This is a genomic window from Litoreibacter arenae DSM 19593 (assembly GCF_000442275.2).
GTDB classification, from domain to species: Bacteria; Pseudomonadota; Alphaproteobacteria; order Rhodobacterales; family Rhodobacteraceae; genus Litoreibacter; species Litoreibacter arenae.
The window spans coordinates 726208-747593 of the sequence record NZ_KE557314.1; the positions used below are offsets into that span (position 1 = coordinate 726208).

At 52.4% G+C, this 21386-nt stretch carries 20 protein-coding genes; 11 read left to right on the forward strand and 9 right to left on the reverse strand.

Translation table 11 applies throughout. The features are described 5' to 3' along the window. Positions 1 to 120: 120 nt before the first annotated feature. Both THALAR_RS15950 and THALAR_RS15955 read right to left on the reverse strand, forming a co-directional pair. The gene (locus THALAR_RS15950; RefSeq protein WP_021102628.1) at positions 121 to 1575 is read right to left on the reverse strand and encodes an ATP-binding protein; all 1455 of its coding nucleotides are present in this window, start codon (positions 1573 to 1575) and stop codon (positions 121 to 123) included. Then, entirely contained in the window at positions 1572 to 2291 is a 720-nt protein-coding gene (locus THALAR_RS15955) for a response regulator (protein WP_021102629.1), read from the reverse strand. The genes THALAR_RS15950 and THALAR_RS15955 overlap by 4 nt, the downstream gene beginning before the upstream one ends. A gap of 137 nt (positions 2292 to 2428) precedes the next feature. Here THALAR_RS15955 and THALAR_RS15960 point away from each other — a divergent pair, with 137 nt between their 5' ends. Together THALAR_RS15960 and THALAR_RS15965 are read left to right on the forward strand one after the other, a co-directional pair. Then, positions 2429 to 2878, forward strand: a complete 450-nt coding sequence (locus THALAR_RS15960; RefSeq protein WP_040819053.1) for a DUF411 domain-containing protein — start codon at positions 2429 to 2431, stop codon at positions 2876 to 2878. Positions 2879 to 2894: 16 nt separating this feature from the next. After that, positions 2895 to 3530 (forward strand): hypothetical protein, encoded by a 636-nt coding sequence (locus THALAR_RS15965; RefSeq protein ID WP_051153786.1) that lies wholly within the window; start codon positions 2895 to 2897, stop codon positions 3528 to 3530. A 7-nt stretch (positions 3531 to 3537) separates the two neighbouring features. Here THALAR_RS15965 and THALAR_RS15970 read toward each other — a convergent pair whose 3' ends face one another. Further along, positions 3538 to 4170: a Crp/Fnr family transcriptional regulator gene (locus tag THALAR_RS15970; RefSeq protein WP_051153788.1), complete on the reverse strand. Its 633-nt coding sequence runs from the start codon at positions 4168 to 4170 to the stop codon at positions 3538 to 3540. A gap of 19 nt (positions 4171 to 4189) precedes the next feature. Here THALAR_RS15970 and THALAR_RS15975 point away from each other — a divergent pair, with 19 nt between their 5' ends. Then, the gene (locus tag THALAR_RS15975; RefSeq protein WP_040819056.1) at positions 4190 to 4717 is read left to right on the forward strand and encodes a hypothetical protein; all 528 of its coding nucleotides are present in this window, start codon (positions 4190 to 4192) and stop codon (positions 4715 to 4717) included. A 484-nt stretch (positions 4718 to 5201) separates the two neighbouring features. Here THALAR_RS15975 and THALAR_RS18210 read toward each other — a convergent pair whose 3' ends face one another. After that, the gene (locus THALAR_RS18210; protein WP_021102632.1) at positions 5202 to 5867 is read right to left on the reverse strand and encodes a L,D-transpeptidase; all 666 of its coding nucleotides are present in this window, start codon (positions 5865 to 5867) and stop codon (positions 5202 to 5204) included. Between the two features lie 241 nt (positions 5868 to 6108). Here THALAR_RS18210 and THALAR_RS15980 point away from each other — a divergent pair, with 241 nt between their 5' ends. The 8 genes from THALAR_RS15980 (at position 6109) to THALAR_RS16015 (ending at position 16217) form a co-directional block, all read left to right on the forward strand. Then, a complete protein-coding gene (locus tag THALAR_RS15980) occupies positions 6109 to 6414 on the forward strand; it encodes a DUF2933 domain-containing protein (protein ID WP_040819059.1) in 306 nt (101 codons plus the stop codon). Between the two features lie 316 nt (positions 6415 to 6730). Then, the gene (locus tag THALAR_RS15985) at positions 6731 to 7291 is read left to right on the forward strand and encodes an EF-hand domain-containing protein (protein ID WP_021102633.1); all 561 of its coding nucleotides are present in this window, start codon (positions 6731 to 6733) and stop codon (positions 7289 to 7291) included. 136 nt (positions 7292 to 7427) lie between these two features. Further along, positions 7428 to 8870, forward strand: a complete 1443-nt coding sequence (locus THALAR_RS15990) for a multicopper oxidase domain-containing protein (RefSeq protein ID WP_021102634.1) — start codon at positions 7428 to 7430, stop codon at positions 8868 to 8870. A gap of 74 nt (positions 8871 to 8944) precedes the next feature. Then, on the forward strand, positions 8945 to 9349 hold the full coding sequence (locus THALAR_RS15995; RefSeq protein ID WP_051153790.1) for a DUF6010 family protein: 405 nt from the start codon (positions 8945 to 8947) through the stop codon (positions 9347 to 9349). 4 nt (positions 9350 to 9353) lie between these two features. Further along, positions 9354 to 10010: a TVP38/TMEM64 family protein gene (locus THALAR_RS16000; RefSeq protein WP_021102636.1), complete on the forward strand. Its 657-nt coding sequence runs from the start codon at positions 9354 to 9356 to the stop codon at positions 10008 to 10010. 338 nt (positions 10011 to 10348) lie between these two features. Then, on the forward strand, positions 10349 to 12637 hold the full coding sequence (locus tag THALAR_RS16005; RefSeq protein WP_245622463.1) for a copper-transporting P-type ATPase: 2289 nt from the start codon (positions 10349 to 10351) through the stop codon (positions 12635 to 12637). Between the two features lie 215 nt (positions 12638 to 12852). After that, positions 12853 to 14895 (forward strand): AarF/UbiB family protein, encoded by a 2043-nt coding sequence (locus tag THALAR_RS16010; RefSeq protein ID WP_154666820.1) that lies wholly within the window; start codon positions 12853 to 12855, stop codon positions 14893 to 14895. After that, positions 14892 to 16217: an APC family permease gene (locus tag THALAR_RS16015; RefSeq protein WP_021102639.1), complete on the forward strand. Its 1326-nt coding sequence runs from the start codon at positions 14892 to 14894 to the stop codon at positions 16215 to 16217. The genes THALAR_RS16010 and THALAR_RS16015 overlap by 4 nt, the downstream gene beginning before the upstream one ends. A 471-nt stretch (positions 16218 to 16688) precedes the next feature. On the opposite strand, the gene THALAR_RS16020 is transcribed toward THALAR_RS16015, so the two are convergent. From THALAR_RS16020 to THALAR_RS16030, 5 genes are all read right to left on the reverse strand, one after another. Beyond that, entirely contained in the window at positions 16689 to 17312 is a 624-nt protein-coding gene (locus tag THALAR_RS16020) for a hypothetical protein (RefSeq protein ID WP_154666821.1), read from the reverse strand. A 133-nt stretch (positions 17313 to 17445) separates the two neighbouring features. Next, entirely contained in the window at positions 17446 to 18423 is a 978-nt protein-coding gene (locus THALAR_RS18495) for a hypothetical protein (RefSeq protein ID WP_154666822.1), read from the reverse strand. Positions 18424 to 18427: 4 nt separating this feature from the next. Further along, entirely contained in the window at positions 18428 to 18616 is a 189-nt protein-coding gene (locus THALAR_RS18215) for a helix-turn-helix transcriptional regulator (RefSeq protein ID WP_083483507.1), read from the reverse strand. Positions 18617 to 18696: 80 nt separating this feature from the next. Continuing rightward, positions 18697 to 19800: a hypothetical protein gene (locus tag THALAR_RS16025; protein ID WP_021102641.1), complete on the reverse strand. Its 1104-nt coding sequence runs from the start codon at positions 19798 to 19800 to the stop codon at positions 18697 to 18699. A gap of 165 nt (positions 19801 to 19965) precedes the next feature. After that, positions 19966 to 21156 carry a tyrosine-type recombinase/integrase gene (locus THALAR_RS16030; protein WP_021102642.1) on the reverse strand — a complete coding sequence of 397 codons (1191 nt, stop codon included), beginning with the start codon at positions 21154 to 21156 and terminating at the stop codon, positions 19966 to 19968. Positions 21157 to 21386: the final 230 nt, after the last annotated feature.

The following is a 21386-nucleotide window of genomic DNA, read 5'->3' on the forward strand; positions in this document are numbered from 1 at the left end:
TGTTTGGAAGGCATTTCTGAACAGTTTGAGAGGTGGATTTTTGTAACGAAATGTATCGCCAAGCGGTTGCCGAAGTGACGGGTAGATAATCGTTCGAATATACCCGCACTCAAAAACCTGTTATGCTTTCAAATGGTTACGAACATCCAAACCCTTGGTGTGGTTCTCTTGCGCGGGATGTTCCGTATTGGAGGAAGCTTGCATTTCCAGTTCCAATGGCAATCGTACTTGAGCGCGCAATCCACCCTCCGGTAAATTTGACAGCGAAATCGCCCCACCGTGTTCCAGAATGATGCTTCGCGCGATCGAAAGTCCAAGCCCGTGTCCGCCAGTGTTGCGTGAGCGCGAGGTTTCTAAACGCACATAGGGCCCAAAAACCGCCTCAAGTTCACTATCTGGTATGCCGGGGCCTCTATCATCCACCCAGATCACCGCGTCAGGGCCCACCACCTCCCAGGATACGCTAGCTTCATTTCCGTAACGTATGGCATTCTCCGTTAAGTTCCGAAGCGCCCGCCGCATCGCACTTGGTTTAACGGGTACAACCAAAGCCTCGTTGCTAAGCAAGGACAGTCCCGGCGCCTCAAGACCTGCTATCAGATTTCTCACATCGGTCGGATTAACTTCTTCATGTTGTCCGACACCTTTTGCGAAATCTAGCGTGGCTTCAACCATCTGTTGCATCTCTTCGCTTGAGGCAACCAACGACACACGGGTGTCTTCATCCTCAACCATTTCCGCTCGAACCCTGAGCGCCGTAAGAGGGGATCGCAGATCATGTGCGAGTGCTGCCAACATCTGCGTGCGGTCTGACACGAACCGTGTCAGGCGATCTTGCATCGTGTTAAACGCTCTTGTCAGATCTTGCACTTCCTTGGGGCCCACAATGGGTAATGGCCCTTCCCCTGCGCCTCGGCCGAGACGCTCCGACGCCTCTGCCAGAGTGTTCAGTGGGCCAGTCAATCGGGTTAATAAAAACCAGAAGCTGACCACCAACAGCAATGACGCCGTGATTACGAACGACACGTTCGAAGCTAGCGACCATTGAAGCGGCGGACGTTCAAACCGGGTGCCGACGTTCAACCATTGCCCTCCAGCCAAAGCGATAGAGAGCTCCATTTCGATCGCGGCCAACCTGTCCTGCATCATCTCGGCATGCATTTCGGCCATTTCAGGCGAAAGGTTCGGCAATGGAAGCAGGCCTTGCTCGGTTTCATGAACCTCTACTCGAATATCTCGACTGTAACTGTCCCCAAGTAAGGCGCGAAGGCGTGCTTCAACCGCAACGCCCTGATCTTCGTGCTCATGAGTGACCTTTGGTTGAGTAGATAGATCAAACCGAACAAGCGGCGATGTCGCGGCACTGATGATCTGGAAATGAAGGTCCGAGGGTGCCCCTTCAATCAACCGGGCGACATTCGCCGCACGCCCTGCTGCCTCTGCGCCGATAGCTGCTTGAACGGCTAAACTGCGCTCATCGACGAAAAACCACAGGCTGAGAGCCTGTGCCACGAATAGGACACCCAGCACGAGAAGCGCGATCTGGGTGCGTAGCTTGAACGCTAAAGCCCTCACGATAAAATCTCTACGTCGCAGGTCAGGCTGTAACCTCCGTTCCGTACTGTCGCTATCACACGGGGCCGAAGGACATCTTCTTCGATCTTGCGGCGCAACCGGCTAATCTGATTGTCTATGGTGCGATCGAGCGGCCCTGCTGTACGTCCGGCGCTCAATTCCAATAATTCGTCGCGGCTCAGAACCATACGAGGTCGTTCAAGCAAAAGACCAAGCAGCTTCAACTCACCTGACGTCAAAAGCGTGCGTGTCCCATCAGACGCAACTAAGGTGCGACCGTCATAATCCAGTTTGAGGTGGGCAAACTGGATGGTCTTGCCTGCAAGAGCGCCGATTTCAGGAATGCTCTGCGTCCGGCGCAGTATCGCATTGATCCGCGCAAGTAGCTCTCTTGGGTTAAACGGCTTCGCCAAGTAGTCATCAGCTCCCCCGTCAAGCCCGGCAATTCGATCATTGTCTTCACCCAGTGCCGTCAGCATGAGAATTGGAATATTACCCTCCTTTCTTAGCCGCTTACACGCACTCAAGCCGTCTTCACCCGGCATCATCACATCCAGAACGATCAGATCGAACTTGGCTCGGGCGAGTTGTGTGTCCATTTCTATCGCGTTCTCCGCGCTCGAGGTGCGCATACCGTTTCGTTCAAGATAACTTGAAACAGATTTGCGGATCTCTGAGTGATCGTCGACAACAAGGATATGCGGAATGTCAGTCATGTTGGCTTTATAACCAATGAAAGCCCAAAAGACCCATGCCGTGTTTGTAGCCAAATGTAACAAGGATTAATGGGAACCTCGCTCGACTATTCTGTATGCCAAGCCTAGATATTGCCTATCGAAAGGATCAATAACAAATGCAACGACGACATTTGCTCATAGCTGCGGCGAGCTACCTAGCCACCAGACCTGCCTTCGCCGCAGGATCACCGACCCTGAGGGTCATGAAGTCTCCTACCTGTGGGTGCTGCACCGCATGGGTCGAACAGATGCGTCAAGCCGGATTGAAGGCCGTCGTCCAAGATGTTGACCAAGACACGCTCTATGCTTTGAAAGCTCAGCTTGGTATCACGCCCGATCTTTCAGGCTGCCACACAGCGACAATTGGCAATTACTTCATTGAAGGCCACGTGCCCGCCGAAGACATCCGCCGCCTGCTGGCCGAAGCGCCAGAGGCGCACGGCATTGCAGTTCCCGGGATGCCAATGGGGTCACCCGGAATGGACATTGGCGATGAGCGCGAGGCTTACGATGTAGTTCTTGTCCTCAAGGACGGCTCAACGCTGGTTTTCGCGAGACACAACTGACTTGCTCTGGTCGGTCATGCTGAACAGGTACTTTGACACAGACCTGCCGTTCCTGCGCTTTTGCTGGAACGTGCTGGTATTCAGTGCAGTTAGCTTATTTCCGGTCCTGCTCTTCTATGTCGTGCTGTCACCCGGCTTGGGCGCGATGCTCATCACGAACGAGGCGGCATTTTTTCGGTTCGCGCGGCAAGTTCTGACCAACGGTGTGACAGTGATTTTTGCGGTAAATTACGCGGGATTCTTCGCGTTGGCACTGTTCCAACGACAACGGGGCAGCAAGAGACCGCACTATCTATTCCTAGACGTGCTTGCCCGCGCACTACTTTTTGTTTTGTTGCATGTGTTGATCTACGTCCTGTCAGCGGATCTTTTCGCGTCCTTCGGTGGAGACCCTAGAGTTGCCTTGCAAGTCGTCGGCCCCACACTCGAGCGTGCCTTTCTGTTTGAAAACATCTCGGGCGTCTATCTCTACAGCACTCTACCCGGAGCTTTCATTGTTTACCTTACAGTGCTTCATCAAAGTTCAGGCTCAGCCGCAGTAAATCCAAATACTTGGTTTAAGTCCGTTACCGCCATTGGTCTTTGTGCTGCAGTCGTGGTGTTGGTAACCACGATGTCTGTTGGATTAAACCATTCCTTGGGAGAGCCTTAACAGTCAGCTATTGAGGCAATCGCTTCGTATTTAACTGGTAGAAGCCACGCCGCGTGTTTTCTACCCTCCCCTGTTTTACTAACTTACGAAGTGCCCGGTAAGTGGCCTCATGGGTCAGGGAAATCGTTGCGGCAAAATCGATCACTTTACCAACAAGCAATCCCGCAGCTAGGCCTGCAAAGACACGCTCTTCAGCCGATCGAATAGCAAGGACTTCCCTGATCTGACGCATCTGTTGCACTTGCAGGGCGAGAGCCTGACAATAGGTCTCGGCGAATTCCGCACATTGAAGTCCAAGCAATACCGCACCCTTGTCGATCCGGTAAACCGACCCATCACCCTGCGCAATCGCATCGCAATGATAGGTTCCCGAAAACAGCGAGGCTTCGGCGAAACACGTCCCTGGTGCGGCGCGATGGACTATAGTCGATTGCCCATCCTGCCCCATTCGAACCAAATGCACGTCAACATCAATTGATGCGAACAAGCCCACAGTTGTGTCTCCAGACCGAAACAATACACTGCCTCGCCGCACTGCAAGTAGTGCCGCAGAGGTTGGCGGTAAGAGGTTAAACGGTGCAGGTATCATATGATCAAAATCATAAACTGATATGTAGAGATTTGATACTGTGAGCTTCATTTTCTGAAAGGAACCACTTGTGAAACTACTCTTAGGGCTCGCTTTGGCGCTCGTAACTGCGACGGCCGCGATGGCGCAACACGATCATTCCAGTGACATGGGTCACACATCTTCCGGCGCGAAAGAATCCGGCCAGTCAGCGTTTGCTGCGATCGCCGAGATTGTGGGCATTTTGAAAGACGATCCGACAACTGACTGGTCGCGGGTCGATATTGAAACACTGCGTCAGCATCTAATCGACATGGAACTCGTTACCATCGGCGCAGATGTATCGACCGAGCGAACGCCGCAAGGTGCCATTTTCTCAGTTACAGGAAACGAGCGCACCCTTCGGGGCATCATGGCAATGGTTCCTACTCATGCACCATTTCTCGAAGGAGAAACCGGGTGGGACGTATTGGTCACCGAAGTCGAGGGCGGTGTGCTTATGCGAGTGGAAGGGAATCCAGCCCAGATTCAGGCCTTGGGCTTCATTGGCCTCATGACCATTGGCGCCCATCACCAAGAACATCATTTGATGATGGCCAAAGGAAACGTGGTTCACTGATTTAACGTGCATAAAGTTGACGAGATAACTCATCGCTACGAAGACAACGAACCACGCGCTTTCAGTGGCTTGCCAAAGAGTGCGCGCGGAAAGGTCTAGCGTTCCAAACAAAAGTCGATCAAGTTCAAGAGATTGTGGGAGGCATTAACGATGAAAATCTCGGTCTGGCTTTTTGGGTGTGCAACGCTAACACTCGCGTCATGCGGTAACATTCAAAACGGTGGTGGAAATCCATCCGATCAGTTCATTACTGAATTGCCAGAAGGTGTGCTCGCGATCGCCGCTCCATTTCAGGACCTGAAAGCCGTCCGAATTGATCCATTGGACGGATGCTACGTATATCGTCACATTGGAAAAGTGGAGACTACATTCCTGCCGCTACGGGCGCGGAATGGACGGCCAATTTGCACCCGCCTACCTGACGAAGCTCAGCTAGGCTAATCAAGTATCGACGCAAGCAGCTGCGTGTTAGATGCGCGGATGGTCAGCTTTGGGCTGATATTCGATCTTCGGGCGGATACAGATAAGCTGTCGATCCGGTGGAAACTTGCCCGTAAAGATCGTTGATATGGGCCATTACCATACGAACGCATCCCGAGCTGGCACGGCCACCGATGGACTTTGGGCTCGGAGTGCCGTGGATACGCAAATAGGTGTCTCTATTTCCAACATACAAATATAAAGCGCGCGATCCGAGTGGGTTTTTTGGCCCAGCATCCATTCCCTCGGCGTGTTGTTGATAGAGGTCCGGGTCGCGCTTGATCATAGCCGCAGTCGGAGTCCAGATCGGCCACTTGGCCTTGCGCCTAATTGTATAGATCCCCGGTTCGTAGAGGTTTCCCCGTGCAATTGCGACGCCATAGCGCATCGCCGTGCCATCATCACCAATATGATAGAGGTACCTTGCGACTGCATCGACATGAATATCACCGGGTGTCAGACCTGCATTCGCCTCCACACGTTGAGGCAGGAACCGCCGGTGAAAACCCCATGGATTTGATGTTGCAGGATCATAGTCGGCGGGTGTCACCTGCGCATCCCATGCCGACCATTTCGATCTGTTTGATGTCGGAGCTGCCCACGCCGTGCTCAGAATAGGGGGCGAAAACAAAGCTGCGGCCGAAACTACAAAATGGCGTCTGTTCAACATGGGTCCAAATTCCTCGACTACGTCTCATTAAGCGACCAAGCTTTCGAGTTAAACATTACACCACGGTGCAAAGCCACTCACATGCCCGTGTGCCGTCCGCAAGTGCACTGATGCACGTTCAGAATGTATAATGTCCGAAGGCTGAAAGAACGCCAGAAGCAATATTTACCCGAATGTATCCTTGACCTTCCCTTACTGGAAGCTTCGACAGTGCTAGCAAAATAACAGTTACGAGGTATCCATGTCCAATATCGACGCTGAAAAGACAGACGCTCCGTCCAAGTTTATGCACTACGGGATGATGGCCTGCTGCGCAGTCATGTTGTTGCCAGTTGCAGCATTTTTTCTTGCCGGTGGCAGCATTGCCCAGCTTTGGACTAATTTGGGTATCTTTGCACCCATAGCGCTTTGCATCGGGGTCCACTTGCTCATGTTTAAGATGATGGGAAAGTCTTGCCATGGCACGAAAAACGAAACCGACAGAGAAGCCAAAACCGAGATAGAATTGAGCAGGATACCGGCTATCACGCGGGACCATAGCACATAATCAACGCTCTCCGCAGATCAGGCACGGCACATCATCCGACGTCGGTTACCGCTGACGTCTTCATTCGATTGGATCAGCCAGTACTTTATCCAGGCATTCCGTCTTTTGTATCCTTCAGCCGCATCTAGTAGAAGCGCATTGAGCGCTCGAGCTTCACTGGATTTACCTACTCTGGGTGAAGACAGCTGAGGATCGCGTCGTCTCAAATCATATCGAAGCGCTGTGACATTTCATTACAAATTACTGCCCTCCAAAACCTTTACCAGTTCGTCACGGCTCCCAATATCTGGAAAGACTTCAAAAAAGGAGAAGAAGGATGACAAATAAGAAAGCGCTTGCACTCGGGTTGTTGATTTCGGTTGGGCTGGCAAACGCCACACTGGCCGACAGCGGCCACGGACATGACAAAAAGGTAGAAGCGACGCCGTCGGTGCCTGGGATGAAGATGCAGGGCGGTGACCCGCAGATGGGCATGATGGGTGGCGACCATCAGGCAATTATGCGCTCGATGATGCAGATGCATATGGCGGGAATGACGGGCGAAGGTATGGAGCAAACCAGAATGGGCATGATGGATCGTGATATGATGACCATGATGATGCCCGGTGACGGGGGCCAGAGCATGGGTGTCGCGATGCGCACCAAAATCGACGAATTCGACGCTGACAAAGACGGCGCATTGACGCTAGCGGAGTTTGAAAACCTGCACATGGCCGCGCTGCGCGAACGCATGGTTGACCGTTTTCAACACCTCGATTCTGATGGTGACGGACAGATCACGCAGGGCGAAATCGAGGCGGCTGGCACAAGAATGGGCGCGATGAAGGGTAATGCTAATGCCATGGGAATGGGCGGGCAACGCAACGGGGACAACTAGTGGTCCCCGTCGACTTTGCTCTATCAGAGCGAAGATCGTCGATGATAATAATGTTGAATCGCTGCCGGACTGTCGCCTGTGAGTATAGAAAATGCGATCTCGGCTTTGCCGATATCATTAGTCTGAGGAGTTACTCGTGAATCGCCGTCAAATGATGCAAACCGCAGCTGGTCTAGGATTGGGCGTTATGCTGCCCAATGGGCTTTTCGCACAATCCATCAAGAAGCTCGAATTTCCTCCGCTTCTCGATGCGACCAGCTCGCAGAAATTTCGTTTGCGTGCGCAGGCGGGTGAAACTCAATTTGCCGAGCGTGCGGGCACCGATACGCTTGGCTTCAATCAAGGCTATCTTGGCCCTACCCTGCGGCTTCGCACCGGATTCACAACACAAGCGGAAGTCGAGAACACTCTGGACGAACCCATGTCTGCGCATTGGCACGGGTTAATGGTACCGGGCGAGTCTGACGGTGGACCACATCAACCCATCTTGCCCGGGCAAACGTGGCGTCCCCTTCTGCCGCTTGATCAGCCTCCAGCGACAGCGTGGTATCACAGCCACGTACATGGCGCGACGGCGCGGCAGGTTATGTACGGTCTGGCGGGTGTGCTGCAGGTCACAGATGGGCGGGATGATGAGCGCGGACTTCCTTCAAACTACGGGGTCGACGATCTCACACTTGTCCTTCAGGATAGGCAGTTCGACTGGCGCGGTCGAATTAAATACACCCCTGGAATGCACGAGACAATGAATGGGTTTCTGGGCGACACCATTCTGGTCAATGGGCAAATTGATACTGCGGCAGAGGTCCCTCGTGGTTTGGTCCGGTGCCGTTTGGTAAACGGCTCAAATTCACGTATCTACAATCTCTGGTTGTCAGATGGTCGCCCAATGCACTTGGTTGCAACGGACGGCGGGTTTATCGATCAGCCTCTACCGCTTACAAAGTTAACGCTCGCTCCCGGTGAAAGATACGAAGCTCTCATCGACTTCACAAACGGGAACGACACTGTTTTGATGTCCGACAATGTCAATAACTCTCCCATGGGGGGAATGATGGGCGGGTCTGGCGGCGGTGCTGGCTTTGCGGTGTTACCTTTCAGAATTGACGCGTCCCTGCCCGTCCGAATTACAAAGATGCCTCTGCACTTGAACAGCGATATACCGGACTTGATCGGAGCAGACGCGACTGTCAGACGCATATCACTCGATATGTCGATGGGAATGGGCATGATGATGTCGCGCTCGGGTCAGCAATTCTCGATCAACGGCGAGACCTTCGATCAAAAACGCTTAAACTTTACGGTCGCGCAAAACAGTGTCGAGCGTTGGGTTGTTAGCGCAGATATGATGATGCACCCCTTCCACATCCACGGGGTGCGGTTTCAGGTCGTTTCGGAGAATGGCCAAACACCGCGCGCACAAAACGACGGGTGGAAAGACACAGTGTTGATTGATGGGACTGCGGAATTGTTGATGCAATTTGAAAAACCGGCCTCCGCAACGGCTCCTTTCATGTACCACTGTCATATTCTGGAACATGAGGACGGAGGCATGATGGGACAATTTAGTGTTGCGTGATGCCAATAAGCCTTGACCTTCCCCCAAATGGAGCCTGCAAAGTTCGCCTTCCATAACATGCCTGGAGCTCGTCAATGACAACGGAGTTAGATTTACGGAATCCAGCCCTAATCGGTGGCCTTCTCTTCTTGGCAACTGTACCGGTTCATCTTCTTGTGCCGCAAGATGTGTCCATAGCTTTAGCAGCAGTCAGTCTCAGTCTGATCGGCGGTGCATATATCGGGTTTGGCGCGCGGTCAGATAGCTTTCCCGCATTTGCGATGGAACTTGTGGTCGCCAGCATGTTTGGAATGGCCGCCCTCACCGGTCTTTTCTTGCATTGGAGCGCGATTCCCATTGGATTAACCCTTCACGCCGTGTGGGATCTGCTGCACCACAACCCCAGATTTGGTGCCACCGTTCCGCGTTGGTATATCCCGCTTTGCATCGTCTTTGATCTGGCAGCAGCGCTGTTTTTCATCATTTTGTATGCGGTCTAACAATATGCGTTTCCGAAACCTTGGTATCTGGACAGTTGCAGTGCTTGCGATAGCGCTCACTGCCGCATGGGCAACGGGGCGACTGCCGCAGGTTGATAGAGAGATGGTTGCCGCACTCGTGGAAGAAGCAGGGCCTTGGGGTCCAATTTTGATCATCGCATTCATGCTTGCTTCCATCGTTGCCAGCCCAATTCCAAGTGCTCCCGTTGCTTTGGTAAGCGGAGCCGCATACGGGCACCTCTACGGCACCATTTATGTCGCGATCGGGTCTGTGCTGGGGGCCGTTACAGCCTTCACTATCGCACGACACATGGGGCGTGGCTATTTGGAGCGTTGGCTGGGCGACAAGACCAATTACGGCCTCCTGGGTTCACAGAACTTGCTCATGTTGACCGTTTTCGGATCGCGTCTTCTGCCATTCATCTCCTTTGATGCAATGAGTTATGCTGCTGGATTGAGCCGACTGCATCTTTGGCGGTTTCTCGTTGCAACCTTGGCGGGGATTTTGCCCGCCAGCTTTGTGCTTGCACATTTTGGTGCTGAAGCGATGACCGGCGATTTCGGAAAAGCCGAATGGATTGTCTTAGGCCTCGGATTAATGACGGCTATTCCGCTAATTTTGGCAGCGATTTGGCGGGGATCAGAAACGGCGAAGTCTTAGGTTTGCAGCCATATATGTGTCAGCGCTCTTCATAGATGAAATTTCACTATCCCTTGACCTTTCTGGACGGAAAGCCTGTTTCCTTAAGTTATGAGCTTCCGATGACATGGGTCTTACGCAGTGGAAAACCACGATATAGTGATCACCACTAAGGGATTGTTATAATGAGAGATTTTGCAATTTTCTGCGAAAATGTCCCTAATCTCTGAAAAAACCTTCAATATCCTTTGACCTTCCATCTACTGGAAGGACTAGGTTCTGGGTAGCACCCGCTTAAAGGAATAATCATGGCCCAGCAATTCCATTCAACCGCAGTAACATCACTTTATGTTTGCCCCATGCACCCCGAGGTACAGCAAGCCGGACCGGGAGACTGCCCAAAGTGCGGGATGCATTTGGTGCCAAAAGCGCAAGAAGGTGAAACTGCCCATGCAGACCATGGGCACCACGGCCATCATTCACCTCAGAAAGCGCCGGATGGTGATTTAGACATCGTCCCCGCCGGATTTTCCGGGCCAGTTTACACCTGCCCGATGCACCCAGAAGTGCGCCAGCCTCATGCCGGGTCTTGTCCAATTTGCGGTATGGGGCTTGAGCTGGAGTCGGCTTCAATGGATGCTGGCCCAAACCCAGAATTGATTGATTTTACCCGCCGGTTCTGGATAGGGACTATCCTCACAATTCCGTTGTTGATCCTGACAATGGGCCCATATCTGGGGTTGCCGGTTCGTGAGATATTCGGTGAGCGCGCCACGCTGTGGATTGAATTGATCCTTGGAACGCCCGTCGTCCTTTATAGTGGCTGGCCCTTCTTGGTGCGCGGATGGAATTCATTCCGAACGTTGAATCTGAATATGTTTTCTCTGATCGCGATGGGGGTCATGGCAGCTTGGATATTCAGTATTGTCGCTGTCCTTATTCCATCCGTTTTCCCGAGCGGTTTTAGGGATGCGGAGGGCAACGTCGGCGTCTACTTTGAGGCCGCTGCGGTTATTGTCACATTGGTCTTGTTAGGCCAGCTGATGGAATTGCGCGCACGTGAAGGCACCGGCAAAGCCATCCGTGCGCTTCTCGACATGGCGGCCAAGACGGCACGCGTGATCCGAGATGACGACACCGAGGAAGAAATTCCGCTGGAGGATGTCCAAGTCGGTGACCGGCTGCGCGTCCGTCCGGGTGACAAGGTGCCGGTGGATGGCACCGTTACCGACGGGCGGTCATCAATCGACGAAAGCATGATTACAGGCGAACCGGTGCCCGTCGAAAAAGTGTCCGGCGACGCCGTAACAGGCGCAACCATCAACGGCACAGGTAGTCTCGTTATCACCGCCACGCGCGTAGGCTCCGATACGATGCTGTCCCAAATTGTCGAGATGGTATCGAGCGCGCAACGCAGTCGCGCGCCTATCCAAAAATATGCAGACCAAGTCGCTGGGTTCTTTGTCCCAATCGTGATCTTGATCGCCATTCTTGCCTTCGGGGCATGGGCGCTGTGGGGTCCGGCCCCCGCGTTGTCCTATGCGCTTATTTCTGCGGTCGCGGTCTTGATTATTGCATGTCCTTGCGCGTTGGGTCTAGCGACGCCGATGTCGATCATGACCGCTACTGGGCGCGGCGCGCAAGCTGGCGTCTTGATCAAAAACGCCGAAGCGCTGGAGCGGTTCGAAAAGGTCGACACATTGATCGTCGACAAGACCGGTACCCTAACCGAAGGCAAGCCAGTATTGGTCGCGGTCATGCCGGAAACAGGCCACGATGAGGCCGAAGTGCTGCGTCTGGCAGCCTCGCTCGAGCGCGGGTCCGAGCATCCTTTGGCAGAAGCGATTGTACGCGGCGCGGAAGATCGTGGCGTGGACATGGTCACCGCAACGGACTTCGAGGCGATAACTGGCAAAGGCGTCAAAGGTGTTGTTGATGGTAAACATGTGGCCCTTGGTAATCGCGCGTTGATCACGGACATGGGTCTTGAGGGTGGCGGCTTGGTCGGCAAAGCAAACTTGCGCCGTGACGAAGGCGAAACGGTAATGTTTGTCGTGCTTGACGGAGCTATTGCGGGCCTAGTCAGTGTTGCGGATCCGGTCAAGGAAACGACCCCGGCAGCCCTTAAAGCACTCCATGAACTTGGGTTTCGGATCATCATGGCCACAGGTGACAATGAACGCACCGCCAAAGCGATTGGTGCCCGTCTGGGGATCGACGAAATTCGCGCCGACGTTCTGCCCGAAGACAAGGCCCGTATCGTGCGTGAATTGCAGGAAGCTGGCGCAAAGGTTGCTATGGCCGGTGACGGCGTGAACGACGCACCTGCATTGGCGCAAGCCGACGTCGGTATTGCGATGGGGACGGGGGCAGATGTCGCGATTGAAAGCGCAGGGTTCACCCTTTTGAAGGGGAACCTTGACGGGATCGTGCGCGCGCGCCGCTTGGCAAGTGCGACGATGCGCAACATCCGCCAAAACCTGTTCTTTGCGCTGATCTACAACACGGCAGGTGTTCCGGTTGCTGCGGGCATTTTGTTCCCTTTCTTCGGGATATTGATCAGCCCCATGTTCGCCGCATTCGCCATGAGCGCGTCTTCGATTTCCGTTGTGCTGAACGCACTGCGGTTGCGCAGCGCAAAAATCTAAAGCGAAGGGTATCCAATGCTATATGACCACAACGGCGCAGACATGAACAATGGCTCGATCAGTCTCAATAGTGCTGTGGGCATGGGACCTGGGGTCATGATCTGGACAAGAAGCCGCGCACTGAAAAATCTGATTATTCTTGGGGTTTGTCATTGCTTCACCCCACACTTTGGGTTGGGCACTTGACGCGGTTTTCGAAGGTTCGGCGATTAAGCGTGATTTTGTGGACCTTGCGCCGTGAATTGCGAGCATTGCGGCAATACGGATCGCAGTCTCGCAGCCGAGCCGACCCGACTCGGTTTGTTGAAGCCCTAATCGAGCTCGGCCCTACATTCGTCAAATTGGGCCAGATTCTCAGCACTCGGCCCGATATTCTGCCTGAAGAATACGTCGCTGCGCTGGAACGACTGCAAGAACGGGCTCCAGTGGTTCCACTGGACGTCATCAAGGCAACCATCAAAACCGAACTTGGTGGCAAACTGGCTGATCACTTTGAGACATTCGAGTGCGACCCAGTCGCTTCAGCGTCGTTGGCACAAGTGCATCAGGCCACTTTGAAAGACGGCACCGTAGTCGCGGTCAAGGTTCAACGACCTGATATGGATGCATTGATCTCACGGGATATGGCGGCGCTAAGCTTCGGCATTACGATTTTAGCCAAAATTGTGCCCCGCAAGCTGCGTCGATCAAACCTGTCAGATTTTTTTGCTGAGTTCCGACGATACACCCTGAACGAGTTGGATTTCGCTGCCGAAGCCCAAACGATAGAAAGGTTTCGTCTGAATTTTGTCGGTCACGATACCGTAACAATCCCCAACACCTACCAAAAACTGACCACACGGCGCGTTTTGACGATGGATTGGGTTGAAGGGCTGCACCTCGGCGATGCGGCTGCGATATTGACCGATGAAAAGAAAGACAAGTTGGTGAGCGGTCTGGTCAATATGCTGCTCAAGATGTTCGTGTCCGATGGCTTGTTCCATGCAGACCTGCACCCTGGCAACATCGTGTTTCATTCTGACGGGCGACTGACGCTGCTGGATTTTGGTATGTACGGCCAATTGGAGCCACCTCAGCAAGACCGCTTCATTCTCTATTGGATGGCCGTTGTTCAAGGACAGACGCGCCGTGCCTTCCATCATTTTCGCGCTCAAACAGATGCATTACCTGACGCAGACGAGGCCGCTTTCTTCGACCAGTTCGCGAAGCTGGCAGAGGAATTTTATACCTCTCCCCTACGCGAAACGAGCCTTGCAAAGATATACTTGGAGATGATGCAGGCCGGGTATCAAACTGGGTTTGTTTTTCCCGCAAGTCTGATGTTGCACGCAAAGGCGCTGACGACAGCGGAAGCCTTGTTGTTCGAACTGGCACCCGATGCGCGATTTGAACAGCTTTCGCGGCCATACATCGCTCGGGAATTTGCAGCGCGCGTGGCTTCCCCCAACAGATTGGCCAAACGCACGTCACAGATTTTGCCCGAGCTTCTGCTACTTGGCGAACTGCCGCCGCAAACCGCTATGGATGAGGACTGGGATTGGTCCACGACCAAGGCGCTGGCAAATGACCTTGCATCACAAATCGGGCTGACAAATGTTGACGGGGGGCGAACTATGCTACGCGATTTGGTGGAGCATCATGCGCTGCCAATTCTACAGGCCACCAAACCCGCATTAAATGTGCCAGATATTCTGAAAGCGACATGGCGTCGTTATGATGAATTGGAGCGCAATCTACGCGTAGCAGAAACGACGGGTGCGATGATCACAACCCATCTCGCCGCGCTCACTCTGGCGATTTACGAAAGTTTGGTCGCACAGGGTCAGAGCCCCGAAGAGGCGCACGGTTTCGTGTATCAAATTTGCTGGTCGATCTACAAGCCCGTGTCAGAACTGCCACTTATGCTGGCCAAGACACTGTCCGCTGATCCAACCAAACAGATGCGTATCGCGACTAACGTCTTCCGAAAATTCCCGTTTGGTGACCCGGCGTATGGATGGCGAGACATCGACACCGACCCGAATACCGTAGGTTTTGACTGCACAAAGTGCCCAGTTGCATCGTTCTTCAAACAACATGACGCCAGCGATCTGTGCGTGAAGACTTGGTGCGCATTGGACTACCCGCTGGCGCAAAAATGGGGCGGTAAACTGGAGCGGACGAGCACCATCGCAATGGGCGATGACCACTGTGATTTTCGCTGGAATATGGATCCGGCCCGACCACATCAGCAAAACAATACAAAGGCCGAAAAATGACACACTCTCATGGCGATGAGGATTCCAATAAAGACTCGATCAGCCTCTTCGGCGCTGTGGGCATGGGCACCGGGGTAATGATTGGGGCGGGAATTTTCGCGCTGACCGGGCAGATCGCTCAATTAGCGGGTCCCTACTTTGCCCTGTCCTTTGTATTGGGTGCGATCATCACATCTTTTAGTGCCTACAGCTACATCAAGATGTCCGATGCATGGCCGTCCTCAGGCGGGATCGCGATGATCCTGCAAAAGGCATATGGGCCCGGCGCGATTGCAGCCGCTGCCTCACTTTTAATGGCGCTCTCGATGGTCATCTCTGAAAGTCTCGTTGCACGAACATTTGCGACGTATGTCTTGCGTCCGTTCGATATTTCAGGGGGCCCATTAGTCCCGATCTTGGCGGTCGGAGTGATCCTGTTTGCATTTCTTGTGAACATATCAGGCAACAGGTCCATTGGCCTGCTGTCGATCATCATGGCGGTGATAAAGATCGGCGGGATCGCATTATTCGGCATCGTGGCTCTCTGGTCCGGTGGATTCAGTCTTCCAGAGGCCAGCGACAATGTCAGCGGATTTAGTACAACGGGCTTTGTGGCGTCTGTGGCTCTATCGATCCTCGCGTTCAAGGGCTTTACTACAATTACAAACAGCGGCGGCGAGATCACCGATCCACACCGAAATGTTGGTCGAACCATCATGATCTCTATTGCGATCTGCATTATGATTTACCTGCTGGTAGCTCTAGCGGTTGGTTCCAACCTGACGATTGATGAGATTGTTGAATCAAAAGACTATTCGCTCGCCGAAGCGGCTGAACCGGCCTTCGGTCGGGCAGGTTTTTATTTCACTGTCGTACTTGCGGTCGTCGCAACGGCATCAGGTGTTTTGGCCAGTGTCTTTGCCGTTTCACGTATGCTGGCGATGCTGACCAAAATGAAAATGATCCCTCACAGTCATTTTGGTATGTCAGGCCCAATTCGCAGCCATACGTTGGTTTACACTGTGGTCCTTGCATCAACGCTGGCCGTCTTTTTCGACCTGAGCCGTATCGCTTCCCTTGGCGCATTTTTCTATCTGATTATGGATATGTTAGTGCATTGGGGAGTGTTTCGGCACCTGCGCAAAGAAATCGGCGCAAGCGGAGCGATATTGCTGTGCGCCCTGGGATTTGACGCGATTGTTCTTGTAGCGTTCGCAACGATGAAACTGAGATCTGATCCCATGATCGTGCTTTATGCAGTCATCGCAATCACAGCTGTCTTCGCTTATGAGCGGACATATCTGTCGCATTGGACCGTCCCACAGGACGATGGCGGGGATTAGCGGCACGCATCTTATATAGTAGGGATTATTGATGTCCTGAGTAGAATTATTCCATATGCGCGCTTGTGTGAACCTGAGCTAGAGGTTGTGGAATCGCAGGGCCGAACATCTGTCGCGACAAGGCCTGCGGCGCTCATAGTATCTGGCTTTTAGATGACATTGAGCTTGGATTCGACCACATTCAATTGACGAGGCAGAACCCAAGTTGGGCTTCGAAGTCGGAGCGTTTTTCACATGCCCTGTAATTTCCTTAGACCGACGGAAAGGCTTCGCAGCTCCGCAAATTCTTTCCCTCGTAGACCATGCTTGAAGTTGGGGTGATGCGCCCCCGATGAAGCACCGCCTCGTGCGCCATGCATGCGGCATACACTCCAACCCTTAACAGCAGGAGCTCGACAGCGCAGCTTGGTCGATTTCGCCGTTGCTGCGCATCGAAGTGCGCTGTGTGCCCTTTGCATGGGGTTACCGTCATTATCCACCATTTGCCCCTGCGGGTTTAACGTCACCCACTATCGCCTGTCCGCCTGCGTTAACAGTCACGTGCTCTACGCGAATTGTTTGTGACGGGCCTTTGCGATATCTCTTCAACGCCTCAAGTTGGGTGACGAAGGTACGACCAAGTCGGTTCGTGATCCTGTCATATGACTCTCGTGCTTGGTCGCTCTTGGCATTCAATGAGCTTCCCGCACTAGTCATCATGGCTGCGTGTGTGATGGCCATTTGTGTGACAAGCATTGCTTCAATCGCATCGTTAGGCTCCAACTCAGCTCCCATTGATAGAACAAAGGACCGATAATGAGCACCTGCTTCGCCAAGGCCTTGAAGAGCGCTGATTAGAAGTCCGCGAGCTGCGGTCGAGCTCTTCACGCCATACATCGACTGCAATTCCATCTCATCTGGTAAGTGGTCTGCGATCTGGGATGTCGTCAGGTTGCCAAAATCAGGTGTGCATCTCTGTTCACTAGTGCGGCTGGGTCCAACAGACGCGCCGGAGTTTCTTGCGGTAGTCGACACTTTGCTCATCGATGCTGACCGGCAAGCCGGAGTATTTCCACCTTCTAGATCGTCAGGCTTACGGTCTGTTTCCTTGTTCATTTCATATCTCTCCAATCGCCAATTTTTTGCGTCTAGCTTGCTATTTGTCCACGTTCCGGAGACTGGATTCAAAGCTCTAATGGACTCTTCAATATATGCCACTCAAGATTGGTTCATGAGCGAGCTTCATCACTCATAGTGACAGACCTGCGGCCAAACATTTCTTCCGGGTAACCAATCCCAATTCTAACAACTTATGCACAACATCAGACGAGCAAGTGCGACCAAGACCAGATCCCTCATTGATCCATTTCGCCCAATTTTGCAGTACAACAGCTTCTGTAACGCCATTGTGCTGAGGTGTAGGGACTTCCGAAAAATCTTTCTCAGACAACCAGTTCTCAGGGAGCTTTATGAACCGGGTTTCAACCCCTTTTTGCTCAAAGGCATATGCCGCTGCTGCATCGATGATTGCATCTGGAGATACTCCTGCCGCAATCGAGGAAGCCAAAGTGGCTTTGACTTTTTTGACATTGCCTTCGCGAGGGTAGGCATTGGTAAAGCGCTCAAGAATACTGAACATCGGTTCGATTGTTTCGCAACGCAACTTGCTTTTGCAATCTGCTATTGAACTGGATTTAGGAACTGTGATGGGTGGGTGATTCTGCCTACCAGTATGCGGTAAATTTTCCCGGTCTATGTTGGAATTCTTCCCACCATCACACGCCGAGCCGGTAGATTCTCTTACCTCTGCTTCAGTCTGGGTTTTCTGACTATTGATCGCAGACTCACCATTAGCGCGAGTCGTATTGCTTAGCTTTCCATCCCGACGTCTTGCTCCATCCAGCATAGCTTGACGTATCAACTGATACTCAGTCGCGAGTCCTTTGTACCTTCCACTTCTGATCTCAAAGTACTGCCGAAATGAGGGGCTTTTCTTCACGTTGCGGCGCAGGGTATCTACTGAAATTCCGGCACAACTCGCAAGCTCCACGTCAGTTCGAAAGCACCACCCAGATTTGCCATCAAGCAGTGCAGTAATTATGACTAGCGCGACCTTGGTCGCCGAGGGCGATAAATTTTCGTCTAGCGCCATGTTGTGGATGATTTGGAGCTTCAAATCGGATAGTTTGTAGTTTTCACTTGAGACTAAAGTAGCTGATTGAGACATGAACCTAGCTCCCCTCGTTCGGTTTGGGGGCTAGTTTCTTCAATGCAGCAAAGACCAGATGATCCGGGAAGTAGTTGATCCCGCCGATCTTGGTTGGTGTTGGTAAGCGGCCAGCCTGAATGTCCCGATAAATTGTCGTGCGACCTCGACCACCAAGCATCTGGCGTAGTTGTTCCATAGTAAAATATCGCATGTCACGGTACTCCGATTTGTTTCGTGGTGACCACCGTGACAGTTCAATTTGTTTGGGCCGAACGCTCAAACAGCTTTTTTTCAACTATTTGCCTCATAATAAATCGCTCGAATTCGCGAGAGGCTCAACTCAAACCTATGCTCTATCTCCACTTTTCGTGCAGCGTTTGTCACACTGAGACCGGCCGCTACATGTTTATCCATCAAGTTCAGTATTTCTTGATCTCGTCGTTCGTTGTCTTTTCGACGTTTACTGTTGTTCTCAATAAGTGGCTTTTCTTGCTTCTTTTTGCCCTGCGCCAGTTTCAGTAAGTAGTGATCCTCAAGCGCGTGCAAATGGTACCCGATAGAGCAGGAAAGCTCGGTAGCCTCCATCATATGCGCAGAAACGTTTTCAGGGCTCCACATCTCCTCGTTGCTGCAAACAGGCGGCAAGAGACTGAGCTGCATCTTCAACGTCCTGACAGCCAACAAGATATTTGCAGCGTGGAAAACAATTGTACCGACCCATTTTGGGTTTTCATCTGCGATTTCAGCCAAAGAGTATGCGTTCGCTTCCCGTTCGTCTGCTCCCACCCAAACGCCATCGCGATGTTGATCGGAGCACAAGTCTTTGGCCCTTGTTTTTGGCTTCTCACCCATCCTCACAAAAGTCTTCTCGAAGTTCAGCTTATGTGGCTTTCTAGCATGCCGTTGAAAGATAACACCTTCTCTTTCGATAGCTTTGATCGCTCTCTCCTCAGCGGCAATTAACCACTCGTAGTTAAGCTCGTCGGGTAGACCGGCATTCAGGGTTTCCAGATTTATTGCTGCCCACTTTAGCTGGAATAACTTAAAACTCTCATCTCCGCCGCGGGCTTCTGACTGGCGGGCCAAGTAGCCGTCCATCGGCTCGCCGCTATCAGGACCTTTAGTGGCACTAAACTCCTTGGAGATTTCTCGAAGTGATCTGTCATACAAACCGCGGCGGATATGCTGCAGTAATTTTGGTTCATCCCGAAGTGTTGCCCGTCGGTTGGACCCCAGAGGGCCGTCACCTCCCAAAGGTACATGTACCGTTGGGACTACCAACTCCAAAATTCTTTTCAGTTCAGAGATTTCTGATTGATCTCCACATCCGAGGAAATCCTCGGCAGAAATATGCTCCCAAAATCCATATTTTGCCCATCCACGCCATTCATACATCGCTATTCTCACACACAGTTTAGTTATACTGAGGTCTTGGTTAGATCAATTTAACATCGCTCAAGGCAAGGTCGTTGCCTTACTATTTCAGAACGCAGTGTGATCAAACTGACTCATCTGGGATACGGTTGCCCAGCGCTGCAACCTTTGGCGTTTCCAAATTCACTAAGTAGCTGCATTTAATTGCTCGGGGGTCGACTTTCCCACGCAATGCGCCGACCAAGCTTTCATAAGGATGCGCCTCTTTTCGAGAAGGTCGGTGCGGCGATAGGCTCGTTCAACACTACTACCTACCACGTGGCCCAAACAGGTTTCAGCCACGTCGCGAGATACATCGGTTGCCTCAGCACACCATGTTCTAAAACTTGATCGAAAACCGTGTGGGCGCGCAGTCATGCCGTTTCTCTCCATAAAGCGGCTCATGGTAGCGTCAGAAATGACACCTCTTCGAACGCTGGGAAACAAATACTTATCACGTTCGAATTTAGTGGCTTCCTCAATGACTGCCAGAGCTTCCTCAGATAAAGGAACACGGAAATCAGCTGTCGCATACCTCCTCCCTTTCATGGCCTCGCCTGGGATGGTCCAAACATCCTTCTCGATTTGATCAATGGTCAAGAACCGTAAAGGTCCAGACCGAACCGCAGTAAGAATCAAAAGTCGTAGGGCTAATTGCGTAATCGTGCCGTCGCTTAGCTCTTGATAGAAGGTGGGAACCTCTTGCCACGACAATGCGGGAACATTTTTGGGCCTGTGCCTCGTCTTACCCAATAAGGCCTTCGCTTTCTCTACGGCTTGAAGATCGACGATTAAGCCCAGCGCTGCAGCATGCTTTAAACAAATGCCGAGTCGGTTCATAGCTTTACGGGCGGTATCTGCTTTTGTGTGCCAGATTGGAGCTAGGGTATCTCGAATGTCACGCTGATCAATGTCAGCAACGGGGATCTTGCCGAGTTTGGGAAGAACATGAAGCTGGAGAGGAGACATCCATCGCCCCGCCTTGCCGTCGCCCCTTAAGTCAGCTTTACGGCTTTCAAATGCGTCTTCCACAATGTCGCGCAACAGGTGAATATCTCTGGTTGCATCTCGCTTTTCGCGCTCACGCTCCTTTATCGGGTCTAAGCCGCGTTGTACGATTGCTCTATTCGCGGCTGCTTTCGCACGAGCATCTTTGAGGCTAACCTGTGACAAAGGTCCTAAGCCCATTTCTCTCCGCCTTCCATGAACTGTAACGCGCAGAAACCATTGCGCTCCACCGTCACTGCGCTTGTGTAGCCAGAGACCCCCACCGTCTGAGTACTTGCCTGGTGCGCTCTTCTTGATCCCTAAAACTGTAAGCTTGTGAATGGCCGCCATCTCTGTCCACCTTTGTATCCACCCACAAATATAGAACAGGAGGAAGCATATTGAAATGCCTTGGAACAACTAAGTAATTGTAAAGATAGAGTTTGAGTGCAAACTAGGTCAGAATGAAACAGGATGAATAGCCAAAGCAATGCCTCTCCTGGGCACCAAAATCAAGCAGAAAACCCGAGAAACTTTGATTTTCTGAGCATCTTTGATTTGCCGCCGACCGAACCAGAGGC